This window comes from Lentzea miocenica (assembly GCF_033949945.1).
GTDB classification, from domain to species: domain Bacteria; phylum Actinomycetota; class Actinomycetes; order Mycobacteriales; family Pseudonocardiaceae; genus Lentzea; species Lentzea miocenica.
The window spans coordinates 77,951-92,321 of the sequence record NZ_JAXAVW010000008.1 but is presented as its reverse complement, the minus strand read 5'-3'; the positions used below and the strand labels follow the sequence as shown (position 1 = coordinate 92,321).

At 69.0% G+C, this 14,371-nt stretch carries 13 protein-coding genes; 8 read left to right on the top strand and 5 right to left on the bottom strand.

Features of this window, described 5'->3' with window-relative positions:
* Positions 1 to 236: 236 nt before the first annotated feature.
* Positions 237 to 1,778, top strand: a complete 1,542-nt coding sequence (locus tag SK803_RS11555) for a serine/threonine-protein kinase (RefSeq protein ID WP_319965888.1) — start codon at positions 237 to 239, stop codon at positions 1,776 to 1,778.
* Here SK803_RS11555 and SK803_RS11550 read toward each other — a convergent pair.
* Positions 1,756 to 2,103 (bottom strand): Imm1 family immunity protein, encoded by a 348-nt coding sequence (locus SK803_RS11550; RefSeq protein ID WP_319966083.1) that lies wholly within the window; start codon positions 2,101 to 2,103, stop codon positions 1,756 to 1,758. The two genes, SK803_RS11555 and SK803_RS11550, sit on opposite strands and share 23 nt — an antisense overlap.
* 108 nt (positions 2,104 to 2,211) lie before the next feature.
* Between SK803_RS11550 and glgP the strand changes: the two genes are divergently transcribed.
* From glgP to SK803_RS11535, 3 genes are all read left to right on the top strand, one after another.
* The gene (gene glgP, locus SK803_RS11545) at positions 2,212 to 4,803 is read left to right on the top strand and encodes an alpha-glucan family phosphorylase (RefSeq protein ID WP_319965887.1); all 2,592 of its coding nucleotides are present in this window, start codon (positions 2,212 to 2,214) and stop codon (positions 4,801 to 4,803) included.
* A 299-nt stretch (positions 4,804 to 5,102) separates the two neighbouring features.
* Positions 5,103 to 5,648, top strand: a complete 546-nt coding sequence (locus tag SK803_RS11540; RefSeq protein WP_319965886.1) for a hypothetical protein — start codon at positions 5,103 to 5,105, stop codon at positions 5,646 to 5,648.
* A gap of 242 nt (positions 5,649 to 5,890) precedes the next feature.
* Positions 5,891 to 6,214, top strand: a complete 324-nt coding sequence (locus SK803_RS11535) for a hypothetical protein (RefSeq protein WP_319965885.1) — start codon at positions 5,891 to 5,893, stop codon at positions 6,212 to 6,214.
* Between the two features lie 77 nt (positions 6,215 to 6,291).
* On the opposite strand, the gene SK803_RS11530 is transcribed toward SK803_RS11535, so the two are convergent.
* The 3 genes from SK803_RS11530 to SK803_RS11520 form a co-directional block, all read right to left on the bottom strand.
* Complete coding sequence (locus tag SK803_RS11530) at positions 6,292 to 7,413, bottom strand: tetratricopeptide repeat protein (RefSeq protein WP_319965884.1); 1,122 nt, start codon at positions 7,411 to 7,413, stop codon at positions 6,292 to 6,294.
* Positions 7,414 to 7,484: 71 nt separating this feature from the next.
* Positions 7,485 to 7,874, bottom strand: a complete 390-nt coding sequence (locus SK803_RS11525) for a rhodanese-like domain-containing protein (RefSeq protein WP_319965882.1) — start codon at positions 7,872 to 7,874, stop codon at positions 7,485 to 7,487.
* Positions 7,871 to 8,458 (bottom strand): cysteine dioxygenase, encoded by a 588-nt coding sequence (locus SK803_RS11520; RefSeq protein WP_319965880.1) that lies wholly within the window; start codon positions 8,456 to 8,458, stop codon positions 7,871 to 7,873. Before SK803_RS11520 ends, SK803_RS11525 begins: the two co-directional genes overlap by 4 nt.
* Positions 8,459 to 8,716: 258 nt before the next feature.
* Between SK803_RS11520 and SK803_RS11515 the strand changes: the two genes are divergently transcribed.
* Positions 8,717 to 9,562: a PIG-L deacetylase family protein gene (locus SK803_RS11515; RefSeq protein WP_319965878.1), complete on the top strand. Its 846-nt coding sequence runs from the start codon at positions 8,717 to 8,719 to the stop codon at positions 9,560 to 9,562.
* Here SK803_RS11515 and glgX read toward each other — a convergent pair.
* Positions 9,545 to 11,659, bottom strand: a complete 2,115-nt coding sequence (glgX, locus tag SK803_RS11510) for a glycogen debranching protein GlgX (RefSeq protein ID WP_319965876.1) — start codon at positions 11,657 to 11,659, stop codon at positions 9,545 to 9,547. The two genes, SK803_RS11515 and glgX, sit on opposite strands and share 18 nt — an antisense overlap.
* 89 nt (positions 11,660 to 11,748) lie before the next feature.
* Between glgX and SK803_RS11505 the strand changes: the two genes are divergently transcribed.
* From SK803_RS11505 to SK803_RS11495, 3 genes are read left to right on the top strand one after another with little or no spacing between them, the layout of a single operon-like run.
* On the top strand, positions 11,749 to 12,591 hold the full coding sequence (locus SK803_RS11505) for an ABC transporter ATP-binding protein (RefSeq protein WP_319965875.1): 843 nt from the start codon (positions 11,749 to 11,751) through the stop codon (positions 12,589 to 12,591).
* A 54-nt stretch (positions 12,592 to 12,645) separates the two neighbouring features.
* On the top strand, positions 12,646 to 13,425 hold the full coding sequence (locus SK803_RS11500; protein ID WP_319965874.1) for an enoyl-CoA hydratase/isomerase family protein: 780 nt from the start codon (positions 12,646 to 12,648) through the stop codon (positions 13,423 to 13,425).
* Positions 13,415 to 14,371, top strand: coding sequence for a class I SAM-dependent methyltransferase (locus SK803_RS11495; RefSeq protein WP_319965873.1), 957 nt, complete (start codon positions 13,415 to 13,417; stop codon positions 14,369 to 14,371). The genes SK803_RS11500 and SK803_RS11495 overlap by 11 nt, the downstream gene beginning before the upstream one ends.

Below are 14,371 nucleotides of genomic sequence, written 5' to 3'. Positions count from 1 at the left end.
AGCGCCCTTCCGCCGTGTCACTCCGTGTCGCTTCGTAATCCTGCCTTGCTCGATCAAGCCGTCTGACAGCGGGTTACCCCATCTAGATCCGTACCCCGCCGATGTCGATCGCACACCTTGAGCGCCGCATGTGTCCAGGGTCTCTCGCCACGATGTGGGCACTTCACGTCATCTCCAGTGGACCCTTCCCGTTCAACTCACGGTGTTACAAGGGTGCTACGGGTACCGTGCCGCGCGTGAACAAGCTTGGCGACCGCTACGTGCTGCTCGATCAGTTGGGTGCGGGTGCGATGGGCGTCGTGTGGCGCGCACGTGATGAGCTCCTGCACCGGGACGTCGCGGTCAAGCAGCTGCTCCTCAACGACGTGCAGCCGCACGAGTCGCACGAGGCCGTCCAGCGCGCCATGCGCGAGGGCCGCATCGCCGCGCGCCTGCAGCACCCGAACGCGATCGCCGTGTACGACGTCGTGGTCGAGGCCGGCAAACCGTGCCTGGTCATGGAGTACCTGCCGTCCAAGAACCTCTCCGCGATCCTGGACGAGCGCGGCCCGCTGCCTCCGCAGGAAGCCGCCAGGATCGGCTCATTGGCCGCCTCGGCGCTGGCCGCCGCGCACGAGGCGGGCATCGTGCACCGCGACATCAAGCCCGGCAACGTCCTCATTGGACGTGACGGCGCCGTCAAGATCACTGACTTCGGCATCTCGCGCGCCCTCGGCGACGTCGCGGTGACCAAGACCGGCATGCTCGCCGGCACGCCCGCCTACCTCGCGCCCGAACTCGCCCGCGGTGCCGACCCCGCGCCGCCGTCGGACATGTTCTCGCTGGGTGCGACGATCTACGCGATGACCGAGGGCGAACCGCCGTTCGGCAAGAGCACCAACGACCTGGGCCTGCTCTACAAGGTCGCCCGCGGCGAGACCCGCCCGCCGGTGCGCTCGGGCCCGCTGACGGGCCTGCTGGTGCGGATGCTCTCCAACGAGCCGTCGCAACGCCCCACCGCCACCCAGGCGGCCCAGGAACTGAAGGCGATCGCGTCCGGCGCCGTCGCCACGGTGACGCGCGTGATCCCACCAGGCCCGCCACCCCGCTCCGGCACCGCCGTGATGCCGTCCTCGGGACCGGGCACGCAAGGCCCGCGCACCCCACCCCCGCGCACGCGCCCGCCCGTCCCGCTGCCGGACCCCGAACCCGAACCCGAGCCCTCCTCGAAGAACCGCGGCCTCGCGATCGCCGCCTCGATCCTCGCGGTGCTCCTGATCGCCGGCATCGCCTACGCGATCGTCCAGGGCAACAAGAGCGAGAACAACACGGCCGACCCCAGCTCGACCCCGGTCACCACGTCCGAGACCCCGGCGGAGACCTCGGAGAAGCCGGCCCAGAACACCCCGGCGCCCACCTCGAACAAGCCGACGCAGACCAAGCCGAGCCCGCCGCCGTCGACGAAGCCGCCCGCGACCAAGTTCACCCCGGCCCAGGTCGTCACGTTCGTGAAGCAGCACTACGCGAAGCTGCCGAAGAACCCGGCGTCCGCGCGCCAGGACTGGAATCCGGACGACGCGCCGCAGGACTACGCCGACGACGAGTACTGGAAGGCCTACTCGAAGGTCGTCGTCAAGGGCAACCCGGTGGTGACGCCCGCCGAGGACGGCACGTTCACGGTCGTGACGGCGCTGGAGCTCACCGAGGCCGAGACGAACAAGGTCACGACCGAGGAGCACACGCTCACGATCTCGGGGAAGGGCGAGAAGCTGCTGATCACGGGTGAGGAGCGGGGCTGAACGGCTCCCATCCGACGGCGCTGGAGCGGTCCCCGTGCTCGACGAACCGCTCCAGCACCCCGACGACCACCTCGATCGGATGCTCACAGCCCACCGGGAACTCCCCGGTGACTCCTTCGTCCGTTTCGTACTCAACAGGCGATTCGTTGACCCCGCCCGAAGTGATCCACGCGTCCGTCCACACCGCGAACCCCACGCCGGGCCCGAGGCCGACGGTCAGGGTCATCTCGCCGCGCGTGCCAGCACTCGCGGTGGCCGTCGCGGTCCGCGGCGCGCTCGTGGACGTGCTCGACGAACTCCCGCGCCAATTCGGACATGGGTCCAGTATCGGCTGTTCACGGGCCGTCCCCGTCTTGACCGGTTCTGCAAGTCGTTGCAGGTGTGACCGGGAACGTTGTCAGGCACTCAGGGGTGGCAGGTAAGTTCGCTCGTCATGCGAGCACTTCGCCGGTTCACCGTCCGAGCCAGCCTGCCGGAGCCCCTGTCCGCGCTGAGCACGCTCGCCACCAACCTGCGCTGGACGTGGCATCCGCCCACGCAGGAACTCTTCGCCTCGATCGACCCCCGCGTCTGGTCCGAGGTGGGTGGCGACGCGTTGCGCCTGCTCTCCGTCGTCGATGCGGGGAAGCTGGAGTCGCTGGCCAGAGACGAACAGTTCCTGCTCAAGCTCCACGCGCTCGCGAGTGACCTGGAGCGGTACGTCCAGGGGCCGCGGTGGTACCAGCGGCGTCAGGAGGAGATCGTCCAGCGCCGCGAGCACGGAGCACCCGACACACCGTTGCCGACCAGCGTCGCGTACTTCTCGATGGAGTTCGGCGTGCACGAGGCGCTGCCGAACTACTCGGGCGGTCTCGGCATCCTCGCCGGCGACCACCTCAAGGCGGCCAGCGACCTCGGCGTGCCGTTGATCGCGGTCGGCCTGCTCTACCGGTCCGGGTACTTCCGGCAGTCGCTGTCGCTCGACGGCTGGCAGATCGAGCACTACCCGGTGCTCGACCCGCGCGGGCTGCCGCTCGAGTTGCTGACCGAGCCGTCCGGGTTGCCGCTGCTCGTCCACGTCGCCATGCCTGGCGACCGGATGTTGCGCGCGAAGATCTGGAAGGCGCAGGTCGGGCGCATCCCGTTGCTGCTGCTCGACTCCGACGTGGAGCAGAACGACGAGGACCTGCGCGGCGTCACCGACCGGCTCTACGGCGGCGACCAGAACCACCGCATCCGGCAGGAGATCCTCGCCGGCATCGGCGGCGTGCGGGCCGTGCGGACGTTCTGCGAGCTCACCGGGCACGCGCAGCCCGAGGTCTTCCACACGAACGAGGGCCACGCGGGCTTCCTCGGCCTCGAGCGGATCCGCGAGTACATCACCAACGACGGGCTCGACTTCGACCAGGCGCTCACGGCCGCACGCGCCGGTGCGGTGTTCACCACGCACACGCCCGTGCCCGCCGGCATCGACAGGTTCCCCGTCGACCTGGTCCAGCACTACTTCGGCGCCGAGAACCTCGTGCCCGGCGTCAACACGCAGCGCATCCTCGCGCTCGGTGCCGAGGACAACCCCGGCATGTTCAACATGGCCCACATGGGTCTGCGGCTCGCCCAGCGCGCGAACGGCGTGTCCAAACTGCACGGTGAGGTCAGCCGGGACATGTTCCGCGGCCTTTGGCCGGGCTTCGACACCACCGAGGTGCCGATCGGGTCGGTCACCAACGGCGTGCACGGGCCGACGTGGGCCGCGACCGAGATGAGCAAGCTGCTCGGCGCGTCCGAGGCGGACACAGTAGACAGTCGCCATGGCCTGGGCATCGGCGCGTTCGAGCCGGTCACCGACGCGGGCCTGTGGGAGCTGCGCAGCACCCTGCGCGGCCGGCTGGTCACCGAGGTCCGGCGCCGGCTCCGGGAGTCGTGGCTGCAACGCGGCGCGTCGGCGTTGGAGCTGGGCTGGACGGACTCCGTGTTCGACCCGAACGTGCTGACCGTCGGGTTCGCACGGCGCGTGCCGACGTACAAGCGCCTCACGCTCATGCTGCGCGACCCGGAGAGGCTGCGGTCCCTCCTCCTGCACCCCGAACGGCCCGTGCAGCTCGTGGTCGCGGGCAAGTCGCACCCGGCCGACGACGGCGGCAAGGCGTTGATCCAGCAGATCGTGCGCTACGCCGACGAGGCAGGCGTGCGGCACCGGATCGTGTTCCTGCCGGACTACGACATGTCCATGGCCCGGTACCTGTACTGGGGCTGCGACGTGTGGCTGAACAACCCGATGCGTCCCCTCGAGGCGTGCGGCACGTCCGGCATGAAGGCCGCCCTCAACGGTGGCCTCAACCTGTCCATTCGTGACGGTTGGTGGGACGAGCTCTACGACGGGTCCAACGGCTGGGCGATCCCGACCGCGGACGGCGTCAACGACCCGGTCCGCCGGGACGACCTGGAGGCCAACGCGCTGTACGACCTGCTCGGCTCGCAGGTCGCGCCGCTGTTCTACGACCGCGGTGAGGACGGCGTGCCGACCCGCTGGATGTCGATGGTCCGGCACACGCTGGCCTCGCTCGGCCCGGTCGTGCAGGCCTCCCGCATGGTCCGCGAGTACGTCGAGACCTACTACGCGCCGGCCGCCGCGTCCGCGCAGACAGTCGTCGGTGAGGGCTACCGCGGCGCGAAGGAGCTGTCCGCGTACCGGCACCGGCTGCGCGCGTCGTGGACGCGGGTGCGGGTGCTCGACAGCGACCTGGTGCTCGGCGGTTCGTCGGTGCCGGTGCTCGGTGCGCCGGTCATCGTGCGGGCGCGGGTCGAGCTGGCCGGGCTGGAGCCGTCCGAAGTGGACGTCCAGGTCGTGCTGGGCAAGGTGTCCCACGACTCCGACGAGCTGAAGGACATCGTGTCCGCGCCGATGAACTACGCGGGCAACGGCAACTACGAGGCAGAGGTGCCGCTGCCGCACGCCGGTGCGCTCGGCTACACCGTGCGCGTGCTGCCGCGTCACGGCCTGTTGGCGACTTCTGCGGAACTTGGCAGGGTCGTTCTGGCTGGTTGATCGTTTTACGAGATCGACACAGGGCATCCAGTTCGCCTTCAAACGGCGGGCTGGATGCCCTGATGTGTTCGTCTTCTTTGTTTCCTGTTCACTGCTCGTGACCTGTTCCAGGCGCATACCCGGTTCAGGCCCTCCCTCAATCGAATGAGCCCTTTTTCGAGTGGGTGAATTCACGATCTCCGCTGGTAGGGGCTGGTGTGCAGGCATACGCTCTGCCACATGGAATGAACCGCACCAGAATTCCGTATGGCTTTTCCGGCGCGGCTCCAATGAATTGCGCATTGAGGAAGAAGGTAGCCGTGAGGAAAACGATTACCGCACTCTCGCTCGTCGCAGCTCTGTTCACCGCTTCATCGGTCCCGGCTGCCAGTGCGACGCCTGCCGCGCCAGAACTCCCAGCCGCCTGCGCCGGTCTCGTGACTGATCTCGCCGGGAAGCTCACGAAAGTCGTCGGCAGCCTGTTGCCCATTCCGAACGTCGGCGCCGTGACACCGTTGATCGGTGATCTGCTCGGTCTGGTGACCGCGTTGCAGAGTTCCGGGTGTCTCCCGACACCGCCCGTGAGCGTGCCCGGCGTACCGCTGCCCGCGAAGGCTGTCGAGTACAGCGGCCCCGTCGACCAGTGCCTGCCGGTCGTGCTGAACCTGATCTCGACCATCGCGGGCCTCGGCGGCACGATCCTCGGCGCCGCCAGCGGCGCTCTGCCGGACGTCGGCAAGATCACCGGATTGCTGACCACGTTGCTGAAGACCGTCACCGACCTGCTGAGCAAGTGCGGTCTGCCGGCACCTCCGGGTGGCCTGCCGGCGCTCCCCGGCCTGCCGCTGCCGGTCGAGAACAGCTGATCTCCACGCGGGGTGGGAAAGGGCCCGTCACCGGTCTCGGTGACGGGCCCTTTCCCTGTGTGCGGTGCGTAGTATTCCGTTCAACGCGGAATAGCCGTGACCACCTGCACGGTCACCCATTTGCCGCAGTTCAAGTGCTTTTCCTGAATGCACACAATGGTGCGACTGATTCGTTTTCGGTCAGAAGGTGTGGTTAACCTGCGATTGCTCGATCCGCTGCTCTCAGATCGGAAAAACTGCAGATGATCAAGAAAGCAATCGTCCTCGGAGTCGCACTCGCAGGCATGGGCCTGTTCGCGTCCACCGCACAGGCCGCTCCCGCGCAGAGCCGGGATGTGCTGGACACGCAGCTCGTCGGTCCCATCTCGATCACCGCTCTGTCGCACAACCCCTGGACTCCCGGCAACGGCAACGTCACCGGATCGGGCAACATCGGAGGCAATGGCAACAACGTCGGAAACAACAACAACGGAGGTAACGGCAACAGCAATGGTGGCGGCGGCAACAACGTCGGCGCCGGCAACACGGGCGGGAACGGCAACAATTCGCCCGGTTTCCCCGGCTGATCCGCCGAGATCTCCGTCGAGCTGATCTCCGGCCGGTGCGGCTGATCTTCCAGCCGGACCGGCCGACCTTCCTCAGGTCAGCTGATCTCCAGACGGGCGCGGGTCGCCGCCACCCGCGGATGCCAGCCCGCGAGCTCGTGCGCCTCGGCCGCGAGCTCGCGGGCCTTCGCGTTGTCGCCGTCCGCCATCCACGCCCGTGCGATCGTGATCAGGTCGTCAGCTCGGTCCGTCCCGCTCTCGCTCGACTCCGCGGCGTAGCCCGCGAGCTGCCTGGCCGTCGTCGTGTCGCCCTCCAGCAACGCCATGATCGCCAGCGTCCCGTTCGCGCGGTGCTTCGGATAGCCCGCCTCGTAGGCGTTGCCGAGCATGCTGCGCGCCGTCTGCAGACCGACCTCGGCGGGGAACTGCCCGGCCTCGACCGCGTACACCGCGACCCCGGCCGTGGTGGCCATGATGGACGCCAGCTCGCGTTCGACGATGTCGGATCGCCCGCTCAGCCCGACCACCGTCTGCAGCGCGTCCAGGTACTTCTCGCGGGCGCACGTGATCATGACCTTGAGTCCGGCCACGGTGAGCAGGTCGGGGTGGTCCCGCACCAGCTCCTCGTAGATCCGCTCGGCCTCGTCGACGTCGCCGCGGTGGTACGCGTCCATGCCGGCCATGACCTGCGGCCGCGCCTCCAGTTCGCTGAGCGGCCGTCCGGTCAGCCCCGGCAGCGCGAACGCGAACCAGCCCAGGGTCGTGTAGGCGGTCTTGCGGACCGGCACGAGTTGCAACAGGAAGACCGCCGTCGCGGCCAGTGCCATGCCCTTGCCGAACGCCGCGCCGGTCGCGAGCCAGGTGGCCGCCGCCACCGCCGCGCAGAGGACGATCGCGAACGCCGCGGCCAGGACGGTCCGCCTGCGCACACCGGGCTTGAGGCCGGAGACGCCGATCGAGACGAGCACGGGGATGTTCCGCAGCACGACCCGCCGATGCGCGCTGGTCCACGACTTGAGCTCGCTGCCGACACCGATGATCACGTGCGTGACCCGGAGTCCGAAGAGGACGGCGCCGAGCGCCAGACCTGCCTGGGCCACCGCCATCTCCAGCAACAGCCCGGCCAGGGCCCCTGCCAGTCCGAGGTAGAACTCCGAAAGGGTCCAGGCGATCGTTCCGGCCACGACCAGAGCGGTCACGGCCCAGCGCACAACTGTCACGGTCTCCAGACGCTACCGGCGTGACAGCGGTTCCACGCGCACTTCACCCAGTGCACGCCACACAGGGCACATCACACAACGGCCTGGGAGCCGCCCTCCCTGATCGGCAGCCCCGCCGCGCGCCAGTTGCGGTACCCGCCGACGAGGTCAGTGGCGTTCGCGAGCCCGATCCGCTGCAGGTCACGGGCGGCGAGCGACGAGGCCCACCCCTCGTTGCAGACCACGACGACGGTGGTGTCCGCGGTGAAGCCGGGCAGCCGCCAGTCGCCGGTCGGGTCGAGCCGCCACTCCAGCACGATCCGCTCGACCGCGACGGAGTTCTCGATCTCGCCCTCGGCCAGCCGGTTGTGGATCGGCCTGATGTCCACGACGAGAGCGTTCTCCAACTGGTGCAGCTCGTGCGGTTCGAGCCGCTTCAGGTGTGACCTGGCCTCTTCGAGGATGGTGTCGACGGTGCTCACGGGCCCTCCTGGTCGGCCAGCTGACGCAGCTCGGACAGGGGGAGGCGCTGTGCGGGCAGCGGCGGGATCGAGTCGGGGATGTCGAGCAGCGACGCGTACTCGCGGGTCGGCACGAGCGGCGGCGAGTAGGCGTGCACGGTCGCGGCCGGCGCCTCGAACGGGTTCGTCACCTGGTGCGCCCGCCCGGAGCCGAAGCCCAGCGCGTCACCGGTGCCGCGGACGGCGGACCTGATCGGACCGGCCGGGTAGCGGTAGTCCTCCCGCAACGAGCCCGTCAGCACGGTGAACGACCCCGCCGACCCACCGTGGTCGTGCGGCTCGGTGCCCTGGCCGGGCAGCCACGACAGCAGCCACAGCTCCACGCCCTCGGTCAGTCCCAGCCGCGCCCACCAGCGGCGTTCGGTCGAGTAGTCGAGGATCGAGAGCAGGCCGGTGGTCAGCTCGCCGGCCACGAAGGAGGTCAGATCGCGCAGCTCGCGCGGCGTCCACAGAGAACGGGACGGATGGATCACGTCCCGCAGCAGCCGGCCGTCCAGCTCGGGGTGCAGGTCGAATTGATCTTGATCGGCGAACGTCGAAGTCACGTACTCGCTCCTGATGCCACGTCGGTACGGGGTAGCGATCAAGACGCGACGCAGGGCGCCTCAGCGCACGCGTCGCGTCGAGCTACACCCGCACGACGCCACGAGCAAGAGGTCGATCGTGCGGTCAGTCCAGCAATAGACGACCACAGCCGTGATGTTGCCAGACGCACTCGGAGAGTGGCTAGAGCGTCCACTGCCTGGTCTGTGGTCTTCACCAGTGGTTGCGTCCACCTGCTGGGACCCGGTACGCAGCAGAGCATGGAGCTCAGTCGCCGGAAGGCGCTCGCACTCGGTGCCGCCGCAACGTTGCTACCAGGCACGGCACACGCCTCCGCCGCGCCGCCCGCGATCTTCTACTCGCCGCACCAGGACGACGAGTCGCTCGCGATGGCCGGCTCGATCCGCGAACACAAGGAGGCCGGCCGGCAGGTGATCCTGGTGCTGCTCACCCGCGGCGAGAACGGCGGGCTGCTCGACATCATGAACGGCGCGGCGGACTGTCCGCTCGGGCAGGACTGCCCCGGCGGTGGTTCACACGGCTTCGGCCTCGTGCAGGACGACATCGTCCGGGGACGCACCGCGGAGTTCAAAGCCGCCGCCCAGCGCCTCGGCGTCGACCGGGTGGTGATCAGGGACCGGCCGGACGCCGCGTGGGGTGACTACGCCGGTTTCGTGCAGGAGGTCAGGAGCACGATCCTGGAGTTCGAGGCGCGGTATCCGGGCGCCTCGCACAAGCTGGTCAACGGCTACCGCGACGTGATCTACGGCTACCCGCCCGGCGACGCGAACCTGACCCACAAAGCGTGCCGTGAGGCGGCGGAAGGGCTGGAAGGCCAGATCCGCGACTTCCGCTACTACTGGGTCTACGGCTACACCTGGCCGCAGGACCAGCGGACGGCCGACTACGTGCTTCCGTTGTCGGACAAGCAGTTCGCGCGCAAGCGGCAGGCGCTGGCCGAGTACGGCCGCTGGGACCCGAGGCGCGGCAGGTACGCACTCGGTCTGCACAGCGTGAAGTTCATGATCGACCCAGCGGCGGCGGATCCGCACGAGTACATCGACCTGCCCAGATCACTGCCGCCCGGATCACTGCGGCACGCGTAGCAACAGCAGCGAGCGCCCCTCGACCGTCAGCTTCGCCTTGGGCCCGAACGCGCCAGGGGCGGCGGGGGAGCCGTCCGCCGTCGTGGTGTCCAGGTACGGCTCGTACGACGGCCCGTAGCGCTCGTGCGGCAGCGTCACGGTGATCGGGTCCGCACCGGCGTGCATCAGCAACAGCCACGAGTCGTCCGACACCAGCTCGCCGTCGCGCGTGCGTGACAGGCAGTTCGAGCCGTCGATGAACATCCCGAGCGTGCGGCGGCCCTCGTCGAACCAGTCGGTCTCGGCCATCTCCTGCCCGTCCGGCCGGAACCACACCAGGTCCGGGTTGCCGCTGGGCGTGGTGCGGCCCTCGAAGAACTCGGGCTGCCGCAGCGCCGGCGACGACGAGCGCAGGTCGATCAGCCGCTGGGTGAACCCGAGGAGCGCGTTGCCGGCGTCGGTCTCCGTCCAGTCGACCCACGACACCGCGTTGTCGAGGCAGTAGGGGTTGTTGTTGCCGCCCTGACCGCGCCACATCTCGTCGCCCGCGGTCATCATCGGCGTGCCGGTCGACAGCACCAGCGTGGCGAGCAGGTTCCGCGCCTGCTTGGCCCGCAGCGTGAGGACCTCGGGATCCGTCGTCTCGCCTTCGACCCCGCAGTTCCACGAGCGGTTGTCGTTCGTGCCGTCGCGGTTCTCCTCGCCGTTCTCCTCGTTGTGCTTGTCGTTGTACGACACCAGATCGCGCAACGTGAACCCGTCGTGCGCGGTGATGAAGTTGATCGACTGCCACGGCCGGCGCAGGTCGTCCGCGTAGAGATCTGACGACCCGGAGAGCCGGTACGCGAGGTCGCGCACGGACGTGTGGCCGCGCCAGAAGTCGCGGACCGTGTCGCGATAACGGCCGTTCCACTCGGCCCACTGCACGCCGAAGTCACCGACGCGGTAGCCGTCGCCCGTCGCGTCCCACGGTTCGGCGATCAGCTTCGACCGGCACAGCACCGGGTCCGTCGTGATCGCGGTCAGCAGGGCGCTGTCGCGGTCGAAGAACCCGCCGCCCGGTCGCCCCATCGTGGAGGCGAGGTCGAACCGGAACCCGTCCACGCCCATCTCGTCCGCCCAGTACCGCAGCGAGTCCGTGACCAGCCGCACGACCTGCGGCGACCCGGCGTCCAGCGTGTTGCCGCAGCCGGTGATGTCGACGGTGCTGCCACCGCCCGTGTGCAGGTAGTAGCCCGGCGCGTCGTAGCCGCGGAAGCAGAGCGTCGGCCCGTCCGGCCCGCCCTCGCAGGTGTGGTTGTAGACGACGTCGATCAGCACCTCGATGTTCGCCGCGTGCATCGCGGCCACCATCGTCCGGAACTCCTGGATCTCGTTGCCGGGCTCGCTCGCATACGCCGCGTGCGGTGCGCAGTAGCCGAGCGGCGAGTAGCCCCAGTAGTTGCTCGCGCCCCTGCTCAGCAGCGACGGCTCGTCCTGGAACGCCTGGACCGGCAGCAGTTCGACGCTGGTGACGCCGAGCCGGGAGAGGTGCTCGATCGCCGCCGGGTGCGCCAGCCCGAGGTACGTGCCGCGCAGCTTCTCCGGGATGTCCGGGTGGTTCTTCGTGAAGCCCTTGACGTGCATCTCGTAGATGACCGCCTCTTCGAACGGCACCTCGGGCTTCACGCCGGTGTCCGCGCCGCCCGGTGAGCTGACGACGCTGAGGGGCACGCTGCCGAGCGAGTCGACGGCCGACGGCGGGCCGTGCATCGGGTCGCCCACGTAGCCGAGCGACGCCTCGAGGTCCGTGATCCTGCCGGTGATCTGCCGCGCGTACGGGTCGACCAGCAGTTTCGCCGGGTTGCACCGCAGTCCGCGCCCCGCGTCGTACGGCCCGTGCACCCGGAACCCGTACCGCTGGCCAGGCGTGACGCCCGGCACCAGCCCGTGCCAGACGCCGAAGGTCCGCTCGGTCAGTTCGACCCGCTTCTCCGCCCCGTCGTCGTCGATGAGACAGACCTCGACCGCATCGGCGACGTGCGAGGTCACCGCGAACCGGACACCGCCTGCTTCGGCGTGTGCCCCCAGTGGGAACGGACGGCCTGCCAGCACCTCGGACTCGGGTCGCGTAGCCATACCTCCGATCTTGGCATCCGGGACCGACAAAAAACTTGAGAGTTCACACCGGCGGCGCAGTGGGCGCGCCCATCACGTCGACCACCCCGATGAGTGGTCGGTGCAAGGCCGTTCGGAACAATGGGCTCGTGGCGGACGTCGACGTGACAGATCTGGTCGTGCACATGGCGGGCGTGTCGGTCCGCCGTGGGAAGAACGTGCTGGTCGGCAACATCGACTGGAGCGTGGAGCTGGATGAGCGCTGGGTGGTCCTCGGCCCCAACGGAGCCGGCAAGACGACCCTGCTACGGCTCTCCAGTGCCGAACTGCATCCGACCAAGGGCAAGGTCCACCTCCTGGGTGAACGTCTGGGCAAGACGGACGTCCAGGAGCTCAAGCCTCGGATCGGGCTGTGCTCCGCGGCGCTGAACGGCCGTGTCCCCGGCGACGAGAAGGTCGTCGACCTGGTCGTGTCCGCCGGTTACGCGGTGCTGGGCCGGTGGCGCGAGGACTACGGCAAGGAAGACACCGACCGTGCGCGCGAGCTGCTCGGCACGCTGGGCATCGCCCACCTGGCCGACCGCCTGTACGGGACGTTGAGCGAGGGCGAGCGCAAGCGCACGCTGATCGCCCGCGCGTTGATGACCGACCCCGAGATGCTGCTGCTCGACGAGCCCGCCGCGGGCCTCGACCTGGGCGGCCGCGAGGACCTCGTGGCGAAGCTGTCCGAGCTGGCCCTCGACCCGGACGCGCCGGCGATGGTGCTGGTCACGCACCACGTCGAGGAGATCCCGCCCGGCTTCACGCACGCGTTGTTGCTGCGTGAGGGCTCGGTCGTCGCCCAGGGCCTGCTCGACGACGTGCTCACTGAGGAAAACCTCTCAAAGACGTTCGGCCAGGACCTCGAACTGCAAAAGTCGGGGGAGCGGTTCTTCGCCCGCCGCAAGGTCTGAGAAGCTACCGCCGGGTAACGTGACATCGCCGTCGCGACGAAAATGGAGGGCTGCGTGGCTGAGTTCGTGAGGCTGGAAGTCGAGGACGGGATCGGGACGATCCGCCTGGAGCGGCCGCCGATGAACGCCCTGAACCGGCAGGTGCAGACCGAGCTCCAGGCCGCCGCGAAGGAGGCCTCGGAGCGTTCGGACGTCTACGCGGTCATCGTCTACGGCGGCGAGAAGGTCTTCGCGGCCGGTGCGGACGTCAAGGAGTTCGCGCAGATCTCCCACGCCGAGATGACGCTGCGGGCCAAGAGCCTGTCGGACGCTCTCGGCGCGCTGGCCTCGGTGCCGAAGCCGACCGTCGCCGCGATCACCGGGTACGCGCTGGGCGGCGGCTTCGAGGTCGCGCTGGGCTGCGACCGCCGGATCGCCGGTGACAACGCGAAGGTCGGCCAGCCCGAGATCCTGCTCGGCCTGATCCCCGGTGGTGGCGGCACGCAGCGCCTCGCCCGGTTGATCGGACCGTCGAAGACCAAGGACCTGCTCTACACCGGCCGGTTCGTCGGCGCCCAGGAGGCGTTGGAGATCGGCATGGTCGACGAGGTCGTCGCGCCTGACGACGTGTACGCCGCGGCAGTTCGGTGGGCCAAGCAGTTCGTCGGTGGGCCGGTGCTCGCGCTGGCCGCGACGAAGGCCGCCGTCGACGGTGGTCTCGACACCGACCTCGAGTCGGGCCTGAAGCTCGAAAGCCACCTCTTCGCGGCGCTGTTCGCGACGGAGGACAAGAAGAACGGCGTGGAGTCGTTCATCGCGAACGGTCCCGGAAAGGCGAAGTTCAGTGGCAACTGATCCGGCACCGAACCCGCACGCTTCTGCCGAAGAGGTCGAGGCGGCCTACAAGGACGCCAAGCTCGCGAACGTGCTCTACCACGACTGGGAAGCCGGCACGTACGACGAGAAGTGGTCCATCTCGTACGACGACCGTTGCATCACTTACGCCGTGGATCGCTTCAAGGCCGTCGCCGGTGACGTCGGCCCGTACGAGCACGCGCTGGAACTGGGCTGCGGCACGGGCTTCTTCCTGCTGAACCTCATGCAGGGCGACGTGATCAAGAAGGGCTCGGTCACCGACCTCTCGCCCGGCATGGTCGAGGTCGCGCTGCGCAATGCCTCGCACCTCGGTCTCGACGTGGACGGCCGGGTCGCCGACGCCGAGCGCATCCCGTACGACGACAACACGTTCGACCTCGTCGTCGGCCACGCGGTGCTGCACCACATCCCGGACGTGGAGGCGGCGATGCGCGAGGTGCTGCGCGTGCTGAAGCCGGGCGGCAAGTTCGTGTTCGCGGGCGACCCGACGAACATCGGCAACTTCTACGCCCGCAAGCTCGGCCAGGCGACGTGGTGGCTGACCACCAACCTCACCAAGGCCGTGCCGGCGCTGGGCGGGTGGCGCCGTCCGCAGGAGGAGCTCGACGAGTCCTCCCGTGCGGCCGCTCTCGAGGCCGTCGTCGACCTGCACACGTTCGACCCGGACCAGCTGGAGGCCACGGCCCGGCGCGCGGGTGCGGTGGGCGTGCACGCGGCGACCGACGAGCTCTCGGCCGCGTTGTTCGGCTGGCCGGTGCGCACGTTCGAGTCCGCCGTGCCGCGCGAGAAGCTGGGCTTCGGGTGGGCGATGTTCGCCTACCGCACCTGGCAGAACCTCTCGTGGGTGGACCAGAACGTGCTGTCGAAGGTGCTGCCGCGCGAGGTTTTCTACAACGTGTCGATCACCGGCAAGAAGACTTCCTGA